Raw genomic sequence first — 19,138 nt, 5'->3', positions numbered from 1 at the left:
CTTATTCACCCTTTTTTAATCTTCTATAATAAAAGAAGCGATCAATTAAGATACCGCTAATAGCAGAAAAAATAGTCGCAATTAAAGTCGGGCCAACAATATCTGTTGGTGATGCCGCGTGATAATTCATTCTAATTGCGATAACAGTGGTCGGTATTAATGTCACACTAGATGTGTTTATTGCCAGAAAGGTAATCATACTATTGCTTGCTGTGTTTTTTCCGCCATTTAATTTTTTCAGCTCTTCCATCGCTTTAATACCGAGGGGGGTTGCGGCATTGCCTAGTCCGAATAAATTTGCCATCATATTCGATAGTATATACCCCATCGCTGGATGATCTTTTGGCACCTCTGGAAATAACTTAACGATAAAAGGTTTAAATAAATTGGTCAGCTTTTTTAACAATCCCGCTTGTTCAGCAATTTTCATCATTCCCAACCAAAAAACTAATACACTTATTAAACCAATACATATCGTTACAGCTTCCTTTGCTCCCGAAAATACTGCTTTATTCACTTCATCCATTGTGCCATTAAACATTGCAAACACTATTCCGATGACAGTAAGAAGCACCCAAATAATATTAACCATCACTGCCCACTCCATTAATGGCGATAAACATTTGCTTAAAATATTCAAGGAAGGATTTATTTTTTTTCTTATTATGCTGATAATAAATAGGAATCGTATCCACTATTTTATCATCAAAATAGATCTGCACTTGCCCAACAATGTCTGGAGTCTTTTTTTCATCCTTTTTCCACTCTGCTTTTACATTTGCCAACTTATATTCGATTTCAATCAAATTCTTTTCTTCTGCAGTAATTGGATATTGATAATCTTGTTTTATATATAATTTATTTTTATAAAAATTATTGTTTATTTCTTTTAATTTTCCATTTTCAATTACTTGTTCCAATTTATATTTTTTAAAGGACGTTTCAAACATATTGATATGATCGTTCCAATCATCTGGATCATTTAATGTCACGGCAATCAACTCAAGCCCATCCTTTTTTGCCGTACTGACAAGTGTTCTTTTTGCTCTTTTTGTAAACCCTGTTTTTCCGCCAGTAGAATATTCATAACGCTCTGTTAATAATCGGTTTTTATTTTTCCATACACGATCCCATTTCTCAGACGGATTTGCTGACTTGTAATTTTTTGTTCCTGCAATTTTTTTATATGTATCATTATTCATGGCATAACGAGTCAGTAATGCCATATCGTATGCTGTTGAATAATGATTTTCATGGTCATCGAGGCCGTGTGGATTTTCGAAATGTGTATTGCTCATTCCGATCTGCTCTGCCTTTTGGTTCATTAAATAAACAAAACCGTCCAAGCTCCCACCAACACTTTCTGCAATCGCTACAGCAGCATCATTGCCAGAACGAAGCATTAATCCATAAACTAAATCTCTCAGAGGAATTTTCTCACCTGCTTTTAAATAGATGGATGAACCTTCTGCTTTTACGGCATTTTCACTAATGGTCACTTTTTTGTCTAAATTTCCTGATTCAATTGCTAGAATAGCAGTCATTATTTTTGTAATACTTGCTATTCTTCTTTTGGTATTAGCATCTTTTTCATAAAGAACCCGTCCTGATTTCTGTTCCATTAATACCGCACTATTGGCACTTACATACATCGCTGCATTTGTATTATGAGGAATAGCTAGTATTAAAATGGAAGTGATAAGAGAAAGTATAATCGATTTATATAATTTCATTTAACACTACCTCGTCTCCTTAAGTGGTTTGTACATGTTTATGCAGGACAAGTAGCCTTATGACAATATTACAAAATCTATCTGCAAAATTTACAAGCTTTCTTATCTCCAAAAAAAAACGCCAGCATTCTCAATGAAATACTAGCATTGCACGAACTATTATGCATTTTTCCATTTAATAAGGTCTCCATTTTAATTCACTGGCTTTCATAAACCTTTGTTCTACATCCTTCCAGTTGACAATATTCCACCAGTTTTGCACATAGTCTGCTTTTTTATTTTTGTATTGCAAATAATAAGCATGTTCCCAAACATCCAGTACCAAGAGTGGAATCGTATCCCATTGGGTAAGAAGCATATGTCTTTCTGATTGAAGGATTTCTAAATGACGTGCTCGAGGCGACCATACCAAGATAGCCCATCCTACCCCTTCTACTTCCTTTGCGGCTTCTGTAAAATGTTTTTTAAATGCTTCAAAACTGCCAAAATACTTTTTTATCTCTTCCAGCAAAGCGCCTTTTGGCATTCCTCCACCTTTTGGGCTCATATTATTCCAAAAAATAGTGTGTAAATAATGCCCTGAACCATGAAATGCTAATTCTCTAGACCAATGTTTAACAAGCTCATAATTCCCATCTTTCCGGGCTTGCACTAGCTTCAATTCTGCTTTATTTAATCCATCCACATAAGACTGATGATGTTTTTTATGATGAAGCTCCATAATTTCTGTGATAATATAAGGCTCCAACGCATTATAAGCATAAGGTAATTTTGGCAAAACATGTTTTCCTGCTTGAACAATCGGTTCATTGATATAAATAGTACCCAAATTTTGTCGATCTGAAAAATACCGTTCCATTTTTTCATGAAGCTCTTCTGCTTCATGTTGAATTTTAATCAGTTCTTCCGTATCAAGTGGTTTCCGTTGCACATTATCCATTAAATTAGAAAAGTTATCAATATTTTTCCAAATATGTTCTTCTTTTTGAACTTGTTCTGATTCTAATAATTTCTTTAATTGTTCATTCCATACTAAGACTTCTTTCACATATTCATTGTAGCTGCTCAATCTTTGACACCTCATTTCAACAGTACTCTTCCTTAAATGATATGATGAAGCTTACAAGAACATGTTAATTTTATATGGGAAATTGGACGAATCCTCGCCTACATTTAATTTTTCATATGAAAAGCTTTTAAGAACTTTATTCTTTCACCATAGCTTAACATTTCATGCTAAAATGAGAGAAAAGGAGGTAATAATTAATGGGTAACGAATTAAAAGAAATGTTACGTGCCGTTTTAAAAGAAGAGCTGGAACCGATAAATAAACGGTTTGATGGATTTGAACAACGTTTTAGCGGAGTTGAAAAACAACTTGGTGGGTTTGAACAACAGTTTGGTGGAGTTGAGCAACGTCTTGGTAGATTTGAGAAACGCTTTAGTGGAATTGAACAACGATTTGGCGGAGTTGAGCAACACCTCGGTAGATTTGAGCAGCGGTTTAGCGGAGTTGAGCAACACCTCGGTAGATTTGAGCAACGGTTTAGCGGAATTGAACAACGGTTCGATACTTTTTCAGAAGAATTAAAAGAACTTAAAGATGGACAAGTACGATTCCAGAAAAATATCATCGAAAGTCTTGGTCAGTACACAGAGAAAATCGCTAAGCATGTTGATGATAAAACGGAAGCATTAAATAAAAGAATCTATGCTGTTGAAACAGATATTCAACGCTTAACTAGACAATAAATTTTAATGGATTCAGCTAATAGTCCTTTTTAAAAAATAGGAATAATTAGTTTTTTTTCCTTATTCTCCCCTTCTCCTATCCGTTACTATTAACACATTCTTTCTTTACTTTTTTCACACCCAATTTTATATCTTACTAAAAGTTTTTATCCACTAAAGCAAAAAAAAGCATGTGGTTTTATGTGAATCCACACTAAAACCTTATGCTTTTTCCTGCATTGGAACCCAGTGATAAAAAGTCATCTTCCTATTTATCACTTCATCCCATGCTTATCAACTATTCTTCCATTTTTTGCTGAAATGTTTCAAAAAACAAATCAGCTTCTTCTTGATTAAATTCTTCTTCGTTATCAGCAAGCGGAGGCAGTTCTTTTAAGTCTTTTAAGCCAAAATGGTCTAAAAATTCCTTTGTTGTTCCATGTAATATCGCTCTTCCTGCACCTTCTGCTCTGCCAACTTCCTTAATCAGCGCTTTAGCAGCTAAGGTATGAAGCGGTCTTTCTGTTTTTACTCCTCTTACTTCTTCAATTTCAGCTCGTGTTATTGGCTGTTTGTATGCAATAATTGCCAATGTTTCTAACGCAGCCTGTGACAAGGTGGAAGCATGGGGAGATTCTACGAGCTTTTTCAAGTACATAGAATGTTCTTTTTTTGTTGCCATTTGATAAGTACCAGCAATTTCTATAATCGTGATGCCTCGATCTTGATTTGTTGCATAATCATCTTTTAACTGTTGGAGAATACTTTCTGCTGCCTTGCTTTCCATTGTTAGTACATGGGTCAACTGCTTTATTGTAAGTCCTTCATCTCCAGCTGCAAACAATAGGCCTTCGATGATTCCTTTCCATTTATTCGCTTTCAATTGCTTGTTCAACTTCCTTTCCAATAACAAAAATATTTGCAAAGTTTTGCTCTTGCTCCACAAATACTTGTTGGCGCTTCATTAATTCTAATATAGCTAAAAAAGTAACCACAATATGGGTTTTATCATGAATAGGAAAAAGTTCTTCAAAGGAAATTTTCCCTTTTCTATTTCGTACAATCTGTAATATTTCACCCATTCTACTTTCAATCGGAATTTCTTGACGTGTAATTTTTGTAGATAAAGGCGCTTGAAGTTTTTTTCTTTTTATTAGCTTTTGAAAAGCAGCTAACATATCATATAATGTAACATCCAATTCTTTTTTTGAAGCTTCCTCTGCTTCTACTGCAAAATCTGATAAATCACTAGGTGGTTTTGTATAAATTAAACCACGTTCTTGCTCCATCGCTTTTAAATCTCCTGCCGCTTCTTTAAACTTCCGATACTCTACTAATTTTTCAATTAGATCATCTCTTGAATCTTCTTCGGGTTCCATCAATAAATCTTCATCAAATAATTCTTCCTCATGTTTTGGCAATAGCATTTTACTTTTAATTGCCAGCAAGGTTGCAGCCATCACAAGGAATTCACTAGCAATATCGAGCTGCAGCTCTGTCATTGCATGGATATACTCTAAATATTGTTCTGTAATCTCTGCTACATTTATATCATATATATCTATTTCTAATTTATTAATTAAATGAAGAAGTAAATCTAATGGTCCTTCAAAACTATCAATTTTCACATTATATTGCATTATCTCACCAAAATCCTAATAAAATTACATTATTGCATATTCCACCATTTTCTGTATGTCTTTGAAAGATGCTAGTACTAGTATAGTTGATTTAAAAGCGTTATCCAACAGAAAAATAATCCATTCGGCTTGGAAGTGCTATTATTTCACTTTTTTTGACGATTTTATTAGAAAACCTTGCTCATCTACAGGCTTCCTCGGAACTTTGCTCCTTGCGGCATCTCTCCTGTCCCGCTATCCCATAGAAGTCTTCGTGTAGTCCAGCTGCTCCCTGCTTCAAAGTTAGTTCATGAAGCTACTTCTTTTCATTTGCCTTCGTGCTATTTCTTGTTTGCATGGGTGTTTTCGTTAACTTTCCTAATCTATGTGAGTTTAGATAAACTGACTATATAGTTGAAACTTGAATGAATAACAGTTATTCTTTTTAGAATAAGTGAGTGGTTACTATTCTGCTATTTTTTAATAATTGTTTTAGAGTTATTACTAATAAAAGAAAGTGTGAAAAAATATGTATCCAAAAGAATTTATTCTTTTTTTAGTTCATTTTCATGGGGATCGGGATTATTTTGAATGTCACGAAATTGGAGAAGAATATTGGAAAGAAGTTGAAGCAGGTAATAAGAAATCGATATGGGTTGCTTTTATTTTATTGGCTGTTTCTTGTTATCACCATAGAAGAGGAAATTATCCTGGAGCATTGAAAACAATAAAAAAAAGTTTCTCCCTATTCAAACAAAATACACAGATGCTCTCTTCTTACGGCATTGATTCTGTATTATTACTTGCATTATTAGAAAATAATACAAAAAGAATAGAAAACATGGTTCCTTACAAAATGATTGATCTGCCATTACAAGATGCAGAATTGGAGAAGCAATGCCAACAATACTGCAATAAAATGGGGTTATCATGGAAAAATAAAGGGACTGTTGCTAACGAAATTATTCATCGACATCTCACAAGAGATCGCAGTATTGTCATACAGGAAAGAGATGCTGCAATATTGGCCAAAAGAAAGAATCGCAAAACATAACTTACTTGCATAAAGTGAAATGAATGACTTTATAAAGAAATGGCGATTTTCTTACTGTATCTTTTCGAATTCTCCAAGCTGTTTTTCTCGATTGCCCTCCATTTTTGGTGTAGAAACTTGCTGGTTAAAAGTAGGTTCAAAAATTTTTAATAAACAAAGAAGAACCATCTCGTTGATAGCTGCGTTTTCTGTTTAAACGAAACGAGCAACAAGATGGCCTCTTTTTTATAAATTTATATTTTCTTGTCCGACAACATCTTTACATTTAGACAAAAAGCTTATGATTAACTCATTACCCTCTATATTTTTACCTGGATATACATCCTTAATTCCTTGTACAATCGCTTTGCCGACCCCTTGTTGTCGATGTGATGGATTAACTGAAATATGTTGAATACGGACTGTATCTTCATCTGCGAAGACGACTCCGATCAAACCAATAATGTCTTCGTCATCTTTCCATAATAAAAGCTGCCATTTTTCATTTGTTTCATACTCTTTAATCGTTTGCTGCAGTACTTTTAAATCTTTTTCAGCTGGCATAAAAGAAAGAAGGCCCATGGCAATTTTTTCAAATGTTTTTTTATATCGAATGATCATTTATATCCCTCATTATTATTAAAACATATTTACTTATCATTTTTTCCATATTCCAAAATTCCCAAACAAGTTTAAGCATAATATATCATAAATAAGCTAACTTTGACGAATTATGTTATTTCTTTTATCATACAGAATTTATTACTATACTTCAATGATAATGTTATGTGTGAATTATTTCAAATCATTAGCAAAGATTCCTATCACGTTAAGTTTATCGCAATAAAGACAGCTTGGAGTTCTTTTTCCTGTAACAACGGTATTATCGTTTCTTTCCATATATAAATATGCAAGTAAAAGAAATAAGCTACTTAGTTGTGCAATTATTTTTTCGCAATAATACAGGCTTTTTTTTGCTTATATAGGCTATCCTGATAAGAGGGTTTTGCTCTCTCGATAAGTCCGCAGCCAGCATACACTTCGCTTTCCTGCGGGGTCTCGTCTTTCTCGCATTCCCGCGGGAGTCTTCGTGTATGCTGGCTGCTCCTTGTTTCAACATAACAACAAACTCAATCACACTAGCCTATTTTCATTCTTCAAGGTGCAAATTTTTGTTTGCCTATCTACCCTGAAAAGCGGATTGCTCTCTCAATTATTAGTCCGCAGTCTGAATACACTTCGCTTTTCCCTTAAAAAGCTATTTATTCTCATCTAGCTCTTGTGTTCCTTGGGTCATGGGAGCCTTTTGGCTAAAATCGAAAAAAACTAAGCAATTATGCTTAGTTTTTTATCATAGCTGATTCCCTTAAAGGCAAATCTAATTTAATTAGATCTTCATAAGATTCTCTTTTTACTACAAGAGTCACTTCTTTATTTTCTACAAATACTACTGGTGGTCTTGGAATTCTATTGTAATTATTTGCCATAGAATAACCGTATGCTCCAGTACAAAATACAGCTAAAACATCTTCTTCATTTGCTTTTGGCAAAGGAAGGTCCCATATCAGCATATCCCCAGATTCGCAGCATTTTCCTGCAATTGAAACAACTTCATCCGTTTTTTGCAACGGCTTATTCGCTAAAACAGCTTCATATTTTGCTTGATAAAGGGAAGGACGAATATTATCTGTCATGCCTCCATCAATTGCTAAATATTTTCTAACACTTGGAACTTCTTTACGTGAACCAATTTTATATAGAGTTGTTCCTGCATCACCAACTAAAGATCTTCCTGGCTCAATCCAAATCTCTGGCATTTTCATTTGAGAATCAGCTATTTGGTTTTGCACCTCTTTAATAATAACTTCTACATAATTTTCAGGTTGTATCGGCTGATCTTCACTTGTATAGCGAATACCGAAACCGCCGCCTAAGTTTAACACTTTTGTTTCAAAACAATGATTTTGCTTCCATTTTTTTAAATGCTCTATAATTTTCTTCGCTGCAAGCACAAATCCAGTCGTTTCAAAAATTTGTGAACCGATATGACAATGTAATCCTAGTACATTTAACCATGGGGAGTCCATTCCTTTTAACAAGGCTTCTTCCGCTTGGCCATTTTGAAGATCAAATCCAAACTTAGAATCTTCTTGTCCTGTTAATATATAGTCATGTGTATGTGCTTCAATACCTGGAGTAACACGAAGTAATATATTCACTTTCTCTTGTTTGGTTTCACATAACTCTTGAAGCAGCTGCAGCTCATAAAAGTTATCTACAACGATACATCCAATTTTATGCTCTATTGCCATTTCTAATTCTTCTCGGCTTTTATTATTGCCATGAAAATGAATGCGTTCAACAGGAAATTTTGCGGCAATTGCCGTATACAGTTCTCCACCTGAAACAACATCCAGCGACAGTCCTTCTTCCCCAGCCAGTTGAACCATTGCAATCGTAGAAAAAGCTTTGCTCGCATAAGCAACTTGTGCTGTTACACCCATTTTTTCAAATGTTTGTTTAAATCCTCTTGCTCTTTCTCGAATTAACGCAACATCATAAACATACAATGGAGTTCCAAATTTTTCGACTAATCGTAAAGTATCCACCCCACCTATTTCTAAATGACCAAGTTCATTTACAGTAGACGTCCCATAATAATGCATCTTTTCCCCTCTATTCTCCTATATTATCAATAAATGAATACTCCCCTTATTAATGGGATACTCTTATTTTTTCAGAATGCACAAACTCTTCTTTCGTTAATAACTAATCTAAAATCAAAGCATATCTAATCTAACTTTACAAGAAAAGACAGCCTTCATTTAAGAGAGCTGTCTTTTCTATTTTTCATTATTTATAACAGCGCACTTAATTAAACAAATGTATCATAAAATTCTTGAATTCTCAATCCTATTTTTTTATTTTGTAGGCTGCTTATATCGATTCTGAGGATGCAAATGACTTGGTCTTATTTTGCTTCCTGGAACCGTTCGACGTACAATTATTTGAGCTAATGCCTTTGGATAAAAAGGAATAAAAGGCCATAAATATGGTACATTTAATGTGCGTATATGAATTAAATACAGCAAATATAATGTAATTCCGATAATCAATCCAGGCGTATGGAAAATAGCCACAACTATTAGTAATGCTAATCGGACAATTTTATTGGCAATTCCCAGTTCATAACTCGGTGTCGCAAAGTTTCCGATTGCAGCAATTGAAACATATAGAATAACTTCTGGTACAAACAAACCTACATCAATAGCTATTTGACCAATCATAACCGCTGCAATTAAACCCATTGCTGTTGATAACGGGGTGGGGGTATGAATGGCCGCTATCCTTAAAAACTCCAGCCCTAAATCTGCAATAAACAATTGAACAACAATTGGAATATTCGTCCGGTCATTCGGGCCAATAAACGCCAATTGTTCCGGCAATAAAGATGGTTCTAATGTAACCAAAAACCATAATGGCAAAAAAAACAAAGAAGCAATAACACCAATAAAACGAATCCATCTGATAAATGTTCCTACTACTGGTGCTTGTCGATATTCTTCTGCATGCTGCAAGTGATGAAAAAAAGTAGCAGGTGTAATAATAACACTTGGTGATGTATCTACATAAATAATGACATGTCCTTCTAGTATATGCGTTGCCGCAACATCTGCTCTTTCTGTATATCTTACTAAAGGATAAGGGTTATACCCTTGTTTTAAAAGAAATTCTTCGATGGTTTTATCGGCCATCGTAATTCCATCGGTTTCAATAGCATTTAATTCTTTTCTAATAATTTCGATTAAATCGGGATCTGCAACATCTTTTAAATATCCAATGGCAATATCTGTTTTTGAACGTTCTCCAATTTTCATTATTTCAAAACGTAATCTCTCATCACGAATTCTTCTTCTTGTTATCGCTGTATTAATAATAATATTCTCTACAAAACCATCTCTTGAACCCCTTACCACTTTTTCTGTGTCTGGTTCTTGAGGTGTTCTTCCTGGATAACTTCTTACATCAACAGCAAGACCGATTTCGTAGCCATCAACGACTAGTACAATCAGCCCAGAAAGTACTTGGTCCACAAGCTCATCCATTGTTTTAATCGGTTGAACAGATTGGTTGACCAATTGATTTTCTACCATTTCGAATATATTTTTACCCTGTGGCTTTCTATCTGAATCATTAAGAAAAAGCAACTGTTCCAAAAGCTCAGCGATCAATACACTGTCGCACAACCCATTTACATAGTATAATTGAAGTTCTTTTTTTAAGACCTTTAATTTTCGTACACCTAGATCAAAGCTTGTTCCTAAGCCTACTCGATCTTGCATGTATTTCTCAACCAACTCTATATCTTTATAGATCGGAGTCATTTTTTCGGTTTGCTTTTCCATGATAAAAACCACTTCTTTCTAAGATATATTCCACTGCTGTTTTTGTAATGGGCGCTCCTTTTTCATAAGCATCTTTTTTTCCCATTTTTCCTATATCGCCGATGCCAACAACTAATGGTAAATGTAGTTCATCTAAGTTATAAACAGTATCGCCATTCATACGGCCAATTTCATTTTCGGCTATTCCGTATTTATCCACTCCATATTGAGTTAATTTTCCATTTTGATCTACGCTGACATGAACTCTTGTCCATTCTTCTCTTCTTGTTCTGCTTGCAACAGCAATTACTCCCAGTAAATCAATGTCTTTATGTGTTACTATGTATCTTAATATTTTCTCTCCTTCTCCTTCTCCAACAAATCCACTATCATCCACCATTACTAATACTGGATCATTTTTTGCTTTTTGAATCATATTGATTATTTCTGGTCCAGTATGATTGCTTGGGTTGCCGAAAGACATAGAAATACATCTTCCTCCAACTTCTTTTGCAACCACTTCCACTGCACGTCTTGCATACTCATCTCCATCCGTAATTACTATCACTTTTCTCCTTTTTATCATTTTTATACTTCCTTTCTAATTGGTACACTACTAGCAAGATAGTTATGGAATAAAGTACATCCAATGAAACAAGGAGCCAAAAATTTTACCAAATACAATCGCCATCATAAGCACTAACAAACGATCATCAATGCCAATTCTTTTTGCTAATAAAGGAAAAACATTCAGTACTTCTGTTAAAGCAGCAGCAATCATACCAATATAAATACCGCCTGCGATCCCCATAATGACAAGCAATATGGACGGCAGCGAAAAAGTCGGTTCTCTTAAAAAAGCAAATGTTCCACATACTGCACCGCAAACAACAGACCATTCGTATGCATGAATTTTACTACCTGTTTTTGTTAACTGTGTCAAACGGGGAATAATTCCGAAGACGGTTAAAAACGCAACATATCCAGCCCCCACCGTTGTTCCCCATGCCAAACCAATAAAAATAATCAATAGAATATTAATGATCATCGAGTTTTTTCATGCTTTCTTTATTTTCATGCATAATGACATACTGATCTAATGACTGCTGGTAATTAAATACTTCCACTTCTAATGGGCTAGGCTCCTCGTTTAAACGTTTTTTAAAGACATGATTAAAAAAGATAATCATCCCTAAACCCAATCCGATAGAATAGGGAATTTGAAACAAGAGTGGTTTTTCGACTTCCTTGCCTGTTATCATCGTGTATAAACGCTGATGAACATATTGCATGCTAACGTCCTCATGAAAATTCATAATCGTTAATGCGGAGCCGATAAATAATAACAGCCAAACCAACAGAAATAATGGGAGCGAAACACCTTTTTTTTTAAATACTACTTCAATTATCGTTTGAGCAGGACCTATCAATTGAATTTCAATATCTTCACTTATGCTTCGTATCTTTCTTATAATCTGTGTGCTGTCAATGATAATAATATTACGATCTTTTTCAGAAATATCATAAATACATACATCTTGCAGCGAGTTAACCAACGTATTAGAAGCGACTATTTGTGCGAGATCTTTTAACAATACTTTGTCGTGAAGCTTCTTCTGAATTCGATGTCTCATTCGTATATAAATAATTTCCCCCATTCTTATTCCTCCCTAGTAATACAAGTCATTCTTTTTAAGGTAGTATTTGTTAAGAAAGCAAAATATATGATAATGAAGCAATGGTAATTTTTCCAAATAAAAAAAGATGTTCTTGTTCACTGACAAAACCGTTATGTTAACAGTCGAGCCTTTTTCATGAAATAGTTCATGCAATAACCTTTTTTATTGTTATTACCGAATTTTAGAAACTTTTTTCCTCTTAGAATTTTCAGGCATTCAGACTAGTACACTTTCTTATCATTTCTAAAGCACTCAAACTTCGCAGTTATAAATTCCTTTTGATGCATTTTCCATAAATTAGTTTAAAGCAATTATAAAATAGTGATTGATTCGTCTTTTAAGGTGTTTTTCTTGCAAACATTATTCCTTATAAATAGGGGCTTACTTTCCGTTTCAGGATGCTCGCTTTCCGCGGGGCGTGCGCTGAGCCTAAGAACGATAAAAATAGGCAGTTTTATTAAGTTTGTTGTTATGTTAAAGCAAGGAGCAGCCGGAATACACGAAGACTCCTATGGGATTAGCGGGACAGGCGAGACCCCACAGGAGTTTACTGAGGCCACTGAAAAACCTATTGTTTTTCTTTTAGTAATTTACGATAGAAAAAAAAAGAAAGCTTTTTGTCAAAAATTTGACAGAAACCTTTCTTTTTTTGCCTATTTTCTTTCGTATTCTTTTCTATTTGTTGTCTTTTTCTTGCATTAATTTGATTATTCGTTTGAGATTGGTAGCGAATATCGCTGTCGCTCCTTGAATTTGCATACCAAATAAACCCGAGGAGGAGGCTGTTTCATACCCGTGTCTGTGTTTTAGTTCACTATTTTTCGCTTCAATCTTATAGCGAGTTTTCGCTAGTTCTTTGAATTTTTCCGTACCTTGAAATTCCTCCTGATCTTTATGTTCCGTTGATTTGATGGTCACAGAATAGGACTTACTTTTCGCTCCTTCTTTATAACATCCTTCACGAAAAGGACAAACTTTACATTTTTCAATATCAAAAAGGTACTTGATTCGAGGGTTTTTATCTTGATTCTTTCGCTCATCATATTTTTTTTGAATAGCCATATGACCTGCATTGCAGACATACATTCCCGCATCTTTGTTAAAGGAAAATTCTTCTTCTTTTGTCCTAGCTCCATGGGTAATATGAGGATGTAATTTAGAAACAAGTTCCAGCTCATTTTCTTTCGTATAGCGAATATTATCTTTCTCGGAGTAAGCTGCATCCCCGATAACTGTATCTATTTTCATTCCTGTCTCTTTACTTTTCTTTATTAACTCTTGAAGATATTTTCCATCGCTTTTTTCGCCTGTTGTCACTACTGCCGCTGTTATAATTCGCTCATCACTCATCGCGATATGTGTTTTATATCCAAAGAAAGAAGAATCCTCTGATTTATGCCCCACACGTGCATCTGGATCCGTTGAAAAATGTAGTTGTTCTGTATAATCTTCCACCACTTCTTTTAACACATTCAGTTTCTCTTTAACGGCAGGGATGGAAGCGACTTGTGGTTCGGATTCCACAACAGAAATGATGTCTTTACAGTAATCCAACTCCTCTTTTACTTCATTAGAAGTTGTTTTCTGCGGGAATTTTTCTTTGATGGATTCGTCTATTTGATAGACGGCTTTTCGGACATTTTTGGATTTTTCTTGTAAAAATTCTTTCGGTGACTTTTGATTATAACGCGCTTTTGTATGGGTAGCATCTACAATAATGGTTTTACTTTTCATGATTTCTTTCTCCAATGCAATCTCCACTGTCTTGCCGATTAGCATATCTAATAAACTCACGTCTTGAAGACGGAGTTTGCGAAATTTCGTTAACGAGCTTGGATCAATGACGGCATCTTCTGGTGCCATATCGAGAAAGAATTTAAACGACATATCGTACCGAGAACGTTCCACTACATCTACATCGGACAAATCAAAAATTGATTTTAGAAGGAGATACTTGAACATACGGATCGGCGGCTCGGCATGGCGACCATTTACCAGACAATATTTTGTCTTTAATTCTTCGAGAACGAATGAGAAATCCACTAGCTCATTTATTTGGCGAAGCATATTATCCTTTGGAACAACGAAATCATAAATAGATAAAAACGGACTAAGTGTGAAAGATTCTTGATTGGAAATCATTTTATATACCACCTACATACATTTGATCTCTTCATTATAAAACAAAAGGCAGTCAAAAGGTCATTTAGAATGAACTTTCGACTGCCTAAGTAAAAAAAAGGACTTTTTCAGTGGCCTCAGTTTACTCCGAAGGAGGCTCGGCGCCCGCCCCATGGAAAGCGAAGTGTATTCCGGCTGCGGACTCATTGAGAGAGACAAACCCTATTTTCAGGGTAGACAGATATATCTTTGGATGTATTTTCTAGATTTAAGGAATTGTACTAGTTGATTATAAAATAGAGAGTATTACTAGAAAGGAGTGGTCAACTACGAGGTTTCGCATCAACAAGTTTATCTATAGATAATAAAATTTGCAGAGAAGCTGGAGAAGAAGCCCTTAAGCACAAACATAAAGTCCGAAAGATTTGAAGACCCTTTTTTAATCAGTTACTAAAACGCAAAAACGGCCTCAGCCCTAAAAATATAGAGCTGAAGCCTCCTAGATTCTTTAAATTATTCTACAGTCTGCAAGACAAGAACGAGTACACAAAGAGACACCCCATACAACTAAAATTGCACCATGGAACATGAAATGAAGCAAATTTCTTAAGTTATAAGCAGGAAGCAGACAGAATACACGAAGACTTTCGTGGGAATGCAAGACGAGACCTGACGAAGCGGCTCGTAGATGAGCCTACAAGAAAGCACCTGCAGAACCCTTTTTTAGGGTAGCCTCGCAATCTGAGAACTAATCCATTTGCTCCTTCATCTGCTTCAAAATTTTCTTCTCCAACCGAGAAACCTGCACCTGAGATATCCCAAGCCTTTCAGCAACCTCTGACTGAGTCTGGTCTTTATAATACCTTAAATAAACGATAAGCCGTTCTCTTTCATCTAATTCACGTATAGCTTCCTGAAGCGCAATTTTATCAAACCATTTCCCTTCATTGCCATCATCAATCTGATCTAAAAGAGTAATAGGATCTCCATCATTTTCATATACTGTTTCATGAATAGAAGAAGGCGATCTTGCTGCCTCCTGTGCAAGCACAATATCTTCAGGGGGAATCTCTAAGAACTCAGATAGTTCACCAACTGTTGGAGTTCTTCCATACTGTTTGGACAGCTCATCTTTCGCTTTCCGGATTTTATTGCTTAATTCCTTTAACGATCTACTCACTTTCACCGTTCCATCGTCACGAATGAAACGCTGAATTTCTCCAATAATCATTGGCACAGCATAAGTCGAAAATTTAACATCATAACTTAAATCAAATTTATCCACTGACTTTAATAAACCGATACAGCCAATTTGGAAAAGATCATCTGGATCATATCCTCTATTAAGAAACCTTTGAACAACAGACCATACTAGACGCATGTTTTTTTGAACAATTGTATCTCTTGCAGTTTGATCTCCATCCTGGCTCTGTTTAATGAGCTCTTTAACTTCATGATCCTTTAAATATGTTTGTTTTTTATCTTTTTTTACCTCCACATCCATAGACGATTCTCCTTAATTGCTTAGCATTTTGCTTTTCATTAAATGCTTGCGCAGACGGATCTCTGTTCCACTTTCAGGGCTTGATTGCACTTCAATATTATCCATAAAATTCTCCATAATGGTAAAACCCATGCCAGATCTTTCTAATTCCGGTTTAGTTGTAAATAGTGGCTGTCTCGCTTCCTCCACATCGATAATGCCTTTTCCTTCGTCTCTAATCATCAAATCAATATAGGAATCTTCCAAAATAACAGAAATATAAACAATTCCATTTGGATCATTTTCATATCCATGAATAATACAGTTCGTAACAGCTTCCGAAACAACAGTCTTAATTTCCGTAAGTTCATCCATGGTTGGATCTAATTGGGTAAGAAAAGCAGCAACTGTTACACGAGCAAACGATTCATTTTGACTTAACGCACTAAATTGAAGTTGCATTTCATTTTTCATATTATGCTACCCCCAATCGTTGAAGTGCAAATTCCTCATTTGTTTCCAGCCTCATAATTTTAAATAATCCTGACATATCAAAAAGCCTTTGAACACTTGGAGAAATAGCACAAATAACCATCTCTCCACCTAACTGTTTAATTTGTTTATATCGGCCTAAAATCACACCAAGACCTGAACTATCCATAAAAGATAAGTTTTCTAAATTAAGCACTATATGACGAATATTATAACTTTCAATTGCATTCGTTGCCTTTGAGCGCAGCTCCTCTGCATAATGATGATCTAATTCACCAGCTAATCGAATACAAAGGACATTATTTTTCACTTCAAGATCAATACTCAGACTCACTATCCATAACCTCCTCATTTGGTTTAGTGAGTCAATTCTATACTGTTCCTTTCAATTCCTTCCCGAAAGACAAAACTAGTGCTAATTCGCTAAAAATAGTAAAAATGATGATTTATTCGACAACGCACAAAAATAATTCACGAAAGTCCAGCTTCAGAGTTGATCGAGACGCTTCCGCTTTTCGTTTTCCAGCTGCAGCGTCTAACCCTTATGTAAAATAACCCTTTGTCTCTGAAAGTTGAAAAGCACTTTCTGAAACAAAGGAACATTTTTCTTCAGGGTTAATCAAGACGCTTCCGCTTTTCGTTTTTCAGCTGCAGCGTCTAACCCTTGTGTAAAATAACCCTTTTCCTCTGAAAGTTGAAAAGCACTTTCTGAGGCAAAGGAACATTTTTCTTCAGGGTTGATCGAGACGCTTCCGCTTTTCGTTTTTTTAATTTGTTTTTGTGAACATTCCTGTTGATCGTTTAAATAGTTGCCACCAGTTTGCTGATTTTATATCTTTTTGGGCAACGAGTGGACTTTCCACTAAAGTTTTACCGTCTTTTGTAAACTTAATGGTTCCTATTTTCTGCCCTTTTTCAATCGGCGCTTTTAACTTTTTGTCTATCGTGATTTCTTTGTTCACTTTATCCACTTTTTCGCCTTTTTTTGTAAGGAGAGAAATGGGTTCACTCGTTACTGCTGTTATTTGCTTTTGTTCCCCTTTGCTGACTTTCACTTTACCAATCGATTCATTTCGTTTATATATAGGGTGTGTTTCATATTGACTGAAAGCGTAATCCAGCATTTTTGTCACTTGGGCATTTCGTTCTTTTGACGTTGGAGCTCCAAAAACAACCGCTATCACACGCATGCCATTTTTTTCAGCAGTTGCTGTTAAACAATATTTTGCTTCGTTTGTAAAACCTGTTTTTAATCCATCCACTCCTGGATAAAACTTAACAAGACGATTAGTATTAACTAGCCAAAACTTTTTATCGCTATCTTCACGTAGGTACGCTTCATAAGTACCAGTGAATTTCGTAATATTTTCGTATTTAAGAAGTTCTTTCCCCATCACCGCCATATCATTAGCTGTGCTGTAATGATCTTCTGTCGGCAAGCCAGTTACATTTTTAAACTTTGTATTTTTTAATCCTAATTCTTTTGCTTTATTATTCATCATTTCAACAAATGCTTCTTCTGAACCGGCAAGTCTTTCTGCTACTGCAACAGCCGCATCATTTCCTGAACCGATGGCAATTCCTTTTAACATTTGTTCTGTTGTCATTTCCTCACCAGGTTCTAAAAAGATTTGTGAACCACCCATTGAAGCAGCATATTCACTAGTACGAATTTTTTCATCCATTTTCAACTTGCCTTCATCAAGTGCTTCCATAATCAAAAGCATCGTCATAACTTTTGTCATACTTGCAGGGGGTAGTTTCTCATTGCTGTTTTTTTCATACAAAATTGTACCTGTATCTCGATCAATTAAGATAGCTGACTTCACATTTTCCACCAATTCAGCTTTTTTTTCTGCAGCTAATGTTGGCTGAGCCAGCGTTAATGCCATTAAAATCGTCGTTATTACAATTGATATGATGCGTTTCATCTCAAAGACCCTCCATTCTCTATAGATTCCATTTTTTCCAATGAAGGATATTTTATACTGTCCACTCTTGAATAATTTTCTTCTCCAATTGGATTATTTTCCATTACTTGACTTTCATACGAGAGTAGGATATGGTAAAAAATGATTTTCTCTTCTTAGTTAAAAAGAATATACTTATAAAGTACCACTATCGTCGCATAAATAATGATTGAATTTTCTGTTTTTATTTTTGTTGCATTAAAGTAAAAAGAAAGACAATTAACTAGAGGTAGTGAACATCCATTTTTTTACTATAACCTTTGACGAGTACAACTGGCGATGTTGAAAGCATTATGGAACGCTATGTACTTGAATCAATGATTTTAAGTGGAGTTGTTGTTTTTCGTCTCGCTTGAAAATCAGTCTTCGTGTGAATTTGCGTGACTAAATCAAGAAAAATAGTTTGGAAAAACGCTGTTGGTACCTGATTTAATCGTCTACCCAGTTGAGAAAAACTAATGGAATCAAGTTGAGTTGCGTTCTGCAATTCTTCTGAAAACACGCAATCACTTAATGCACGCAAACTCTCCGTTTCATGCAGTTGTGCATAAAGTAGTAATTTCAAAAAGGAGGTCATATTCAGCTTCTTCGTATAGTGATTTAGCTGATAAGCCTTCACCTGTTCTTCAAACAAATTGTTGGAAATAGGCGAAAGCCATTGTTCAAATGATGTTTTTCGTGTAAACTTATCCATGCGATTGTCCTTTATTTTGGATTTGGATAGGTTACTACCACCAAACCATTATAAAGGATTTTTTTATGGATAAATCAATTGACAGAAAAGACAATTAATTGTTTGTTGTAAAATTATTTTAATGCAACGCTAGTGATAAAGTACATATTATTTTGGGAACATGTAGTTAGAAAAAATTTTTCGTTGTTGAAGGTGGAA

19 protein-coding genes and 1 pseudogene are annotated in these 19,138 nt (G+C 35.0%); 3 read left to right on the top strand and 17 right to left on the bottom strand.

Annotation, left to right across the window (positions count from 1 at the left end):
- Position 1: 1 nt before the first annotated feature.
- From AC5LWL_RS10535 to AC5LWL_RS10525, 3 genes are all read right to left on the bottom strand, one after another.
- Positions 2 to 592, bottom strand: coding sequence for a nucleoside recognition domain-containing protein (locus tag AC5LWL_RS10535; protein WP_493434267.1), 591 nt, complete (start codon positions 590 to 592; stop codon positions 2 to 4).
- The gene (locus tag AC5LWL_RS10530) at positions 585 to 1,733 is read right to left on the bottom strand and encodes a D-alanyl-D-alanine carboxypeptidase family protein (protein ID WP_493434266.1); all 1,149 of its coding nucleotides are present in this window, start codon (positions 1,731 to 1,733) and stop codon (positions 585 to 587) included. The genes AC5LWL_RS10535 and AC5LWL_RS10530 overlap by 8 nt, the downstream gene beginning before the upstream one ends.
- Positions 1,734 to 1,908: 175 nt before the next feature.
- Positions 1,909 to 2,802: a superoxide dismutase gene (locus AC5LWL_RS10525; protein ID WP_493434265.1), complete on the bottom strand. Its 894-nt coding sequence runs from the start codon at positions 2,800 to 2,802 to the stop codon at positions 1,909 to 1,911.
- 197 nt (positions 2,803 to 2,999) lie between these two features.
- Between AC5LWL_RS10525 and AC5LWL_RS10520 the strand changes: the two genes are divergently transcribed.
- Positions 3,000 to 3,485, top strand: coding sequence for a hypothetical protein (locus AC5LWL_RS10520; protein ID WP_493434264.1), 486 nt, complete (start codon positions 3,000 to 3,002; stop codon positions 3,483 to 3,485).
- A 277-nt stretch (positions 3,486 to 3,762) separates the two neighbouring features.
- On the opposite strand, the gene scpB is transcribed toward AC5LWL_RS10520, so the two are convergent.
- Both scpB and AC5LWL_RS10510 read right to left on the bottom strand, forming a co-directional pair.
- A complete protein-coding gene (scpB, locus tag AC5LWL_RS10515) occupies positions 3,763 to 4,347 on the bottom strand; it encodes an SMC-Scp complex subunit ScpB (RefSeq protein ID WP_493434263.1) in 585 nt (194 codons plus the stop codon).
- Complete coding sequence (locus AC5LWL_RS10510; protein ID WP_493434262.1) at positions 4,334 to 5,104, bottom strand: segregation/condensation protein A; 771 nt, start codon at positions 5,102 to 5,104, stop codon at positions 4,334 to 4,336. Before AC5LWL_RS10510 ends, scpB begins: the two co-directional genes overlap by 14 nt.
- Positions 5,105 to 5,612: 508 nt before the next feature.
- On the opposite strand from AC5LWL_RS10510, the gene AC5LWL_RS10505 reads away from it, so the two are divergent.
- Positions 5,613 to 6,137, top strand: coding sequence for a DUF309 domain-containing protein (locus AC5LWL_RS10505; RefSeq protein ID WP_493434261.1), 525 nt, complete (start codon positions 5,613 to 5,615; stop codon positions 6,135 to 6,137).
- Positions 6,138 to 6,362: 225 nt separating this feature from the next.
- Here AC5LWL_RS10505 and AC5LWL_RS10500 read toward each other — a convergent pair whose 3' ends face one another.
- The 6 genes from AC5LWL_RS10500 to AC5LWL_RS10475 all read right to left on the bottom strand — a co-directional run bounded on the left by AC5LWL_RS10500 (position 6,363) and on the right by AC5LWL_RS10475 (position 12,159).
- Complete coding sequence (locus tag AC5LWL_RS10500) at positions 6,363 to 6,737, bottom strand: GNAT family N-acetyltransferase (protein WP_493434260.1); 375 nt, start codon at positions 6,735 to 6,737, stop codon at positions 6,363 to 6,365.
- 719 nt (positions 6,738 to 7,456) lie between these two features.
- A complete protein-coding gene (gene lysA, locus AC5LWL_RS10495; protein WP_493434259.1) occupies positions 7,457 to 8,782 on the bottom strand; it encodes a diaminopimelate decarboxylase in 1,326 nt (441 codons plus the stop codon).
- Positions 8,783 to 9,037: 255 nt separating this feature from the next.
- Positions 9,038 to 10,522: a spore germination protein gene (locus tag AC5LWL_RS10490; protein WP_493434258.1), complete on the bottom strand. Its 1,485-nt coding sequence runs from the start codon at positions 10,520 to 10,522 to the stop codon at positions 9,038 to 9,040.
- The gene (gene spoVAEA, locus AC5LWL_RS10485) at positions 10,485 to 11,087 is read right to left on the bottom strand and encodes a stage V sporulation protein SpoVABEA (protein WP_493434257.1); all 603 of its coding nucleotides are present in this window, start codon (positions 11,085 to 11,087) and stop codon (positions 10,485 to 10,487) included. The genes AC5LWL_RS10490 and spoVAEA overlap by 38 nt, the downstream gene beginning before the upstream one ends.
- A gap of 42 nt (positions 11,088 to 11,129) precedes the next feature.
- Positions 11,130 to 11,549 carry a stage V sporulation protein AB gene (locus tag AC5LWL_RS10480; protein ID WP_493434256.1) on the bottom strand — a complete coding sequence of 140 codons (420 nt, stop codon included), beginning with the start codon at positions 11,547 to 11,549 and terminating at the stop codon, positions 11,130 to 11,132.
- Positions 11,539 to 12,159: a stage V sporulation protein AA gene (locus tag AC5LWL_RS10475; protein WP_493434255.1), complete on the bottom strand. Its 621-nt coding sequence runs from the start codon at positions 12,157 to 12,159 to the stop codon at positions 11,539 to 11,541. The genes AC5LWL_RS10480 and AC5LWL_RS10475 overlap by 11 nt, the downstream gene beginning before the upstream one ends.
- Positions 12,160 to 12,531: 372 nt before the next feature.
- On the opposite strand from AC5LWL_RS10475, the gene AC5LWL_RS10470 reads away from it, so the two are divergent.
- Positions 12,532 to 12,882 (top strand): hypothetical protein, encoded by a 351-nt coding sequence (locus AC5LWL_RS10470; RefSeq protein WP_493434254.1) that lies wholly within the window; start codon positions 12,532 to 12,534, stop codon positions 12,880 to 12,882.
- On the opposite strand, the gene AC5LWL_RS10465 is transcribed toward AC5LWL_RS10470, so the two are convergent.
- From AC5LWL_RS10465 to AC5LWL_RS10440, 6 genes and pseudogenes are all read right to left on the bottom strand, one after another.
- Positions 12,856 to 14,322, bottom strand: a complete 1,467-nt coding sequence (locus AC5LWL_RS10465; protein WP_493434253.1) for an IS1182 family transposase — start codon at positions 14,320 to 14,322, stop codon at positions 12,856 to 12,858. The two genes, AC5LWL_RS10470 and AC5LWL_RS10465, sit on opposite strands and share 27 nt — an antisense overlap.
- 727 nt (positions 14,323 to 15,049) lie before the next feature.
- On the bottom strand, positions 15,050 to 15,805 hold the full coding sequence (sigF, locus tag AC5LWL_RS10460) for an RNA polymerase sporulation sigma factor SigF (protein WP_493434252.1): 756 nt from the start codon (positions 15,803 to 15,805) through the stop codon (positions 15,050 to 15,052).
- A gap of 12 nt (positions 15,806 to 15,817) precedes the next feature.
- Positions 15,818 to 16,258, bottom strand: coding sequence for an anti-sigma F factor (gene spoIIAB, locus AC5LWL_RS10455; protein ID WP_493434251.1), 441 nt, complete (start codon positions 16,256 to 16,258; stop codon positions 15,818 to 15,820).
- A gap of 1 nt (position 16,259) precedes the next feature.
- Entirely contained in the window at positions 16,260 to 16,610 is a 351-nt protein-coding gene (gene spoIIAA, locus AC5LWL_RS10450; RefSeq protein WP_493434250.1) for an anti-sigma F factor antagonist, read from the bottom strand.
- A 433-nt stretch (positions 16,611 to 17,043) separates the two neighbouring features.
- Positions 17,044 to 18,207 (bottom strand): D-alanyl-D-alanine carboxypeptidase family protein, encoded by a 1,164-nt coding sequence (locus AC5LWL_RS10445; protein ID WP_493434249.1) that lies wholly within the window; start codon positions 18,205 to 18,207, stop codon positions 17,044 to 17,046.
- Positions 18,208 to 18,550: 343 nt separating this feature from the next.
- Positions 18,551 to 18,940 (bottom strand): annotated as a pseudogene (locus tag AC5LWL_RS10440) (DUF4372 domain-containing protein); the annotation flags it as partial.
- Between the last annotated feature and the right edge of the window lie 198 nt (positions 18,941 to 19,138).

It is taken from the genome of Niallia sp. WK069_GA_01 (genome assembly GCF_983173855.1).
This window is presented reverse-complemented; position numbering and strand designations above follow the sequence as displayed.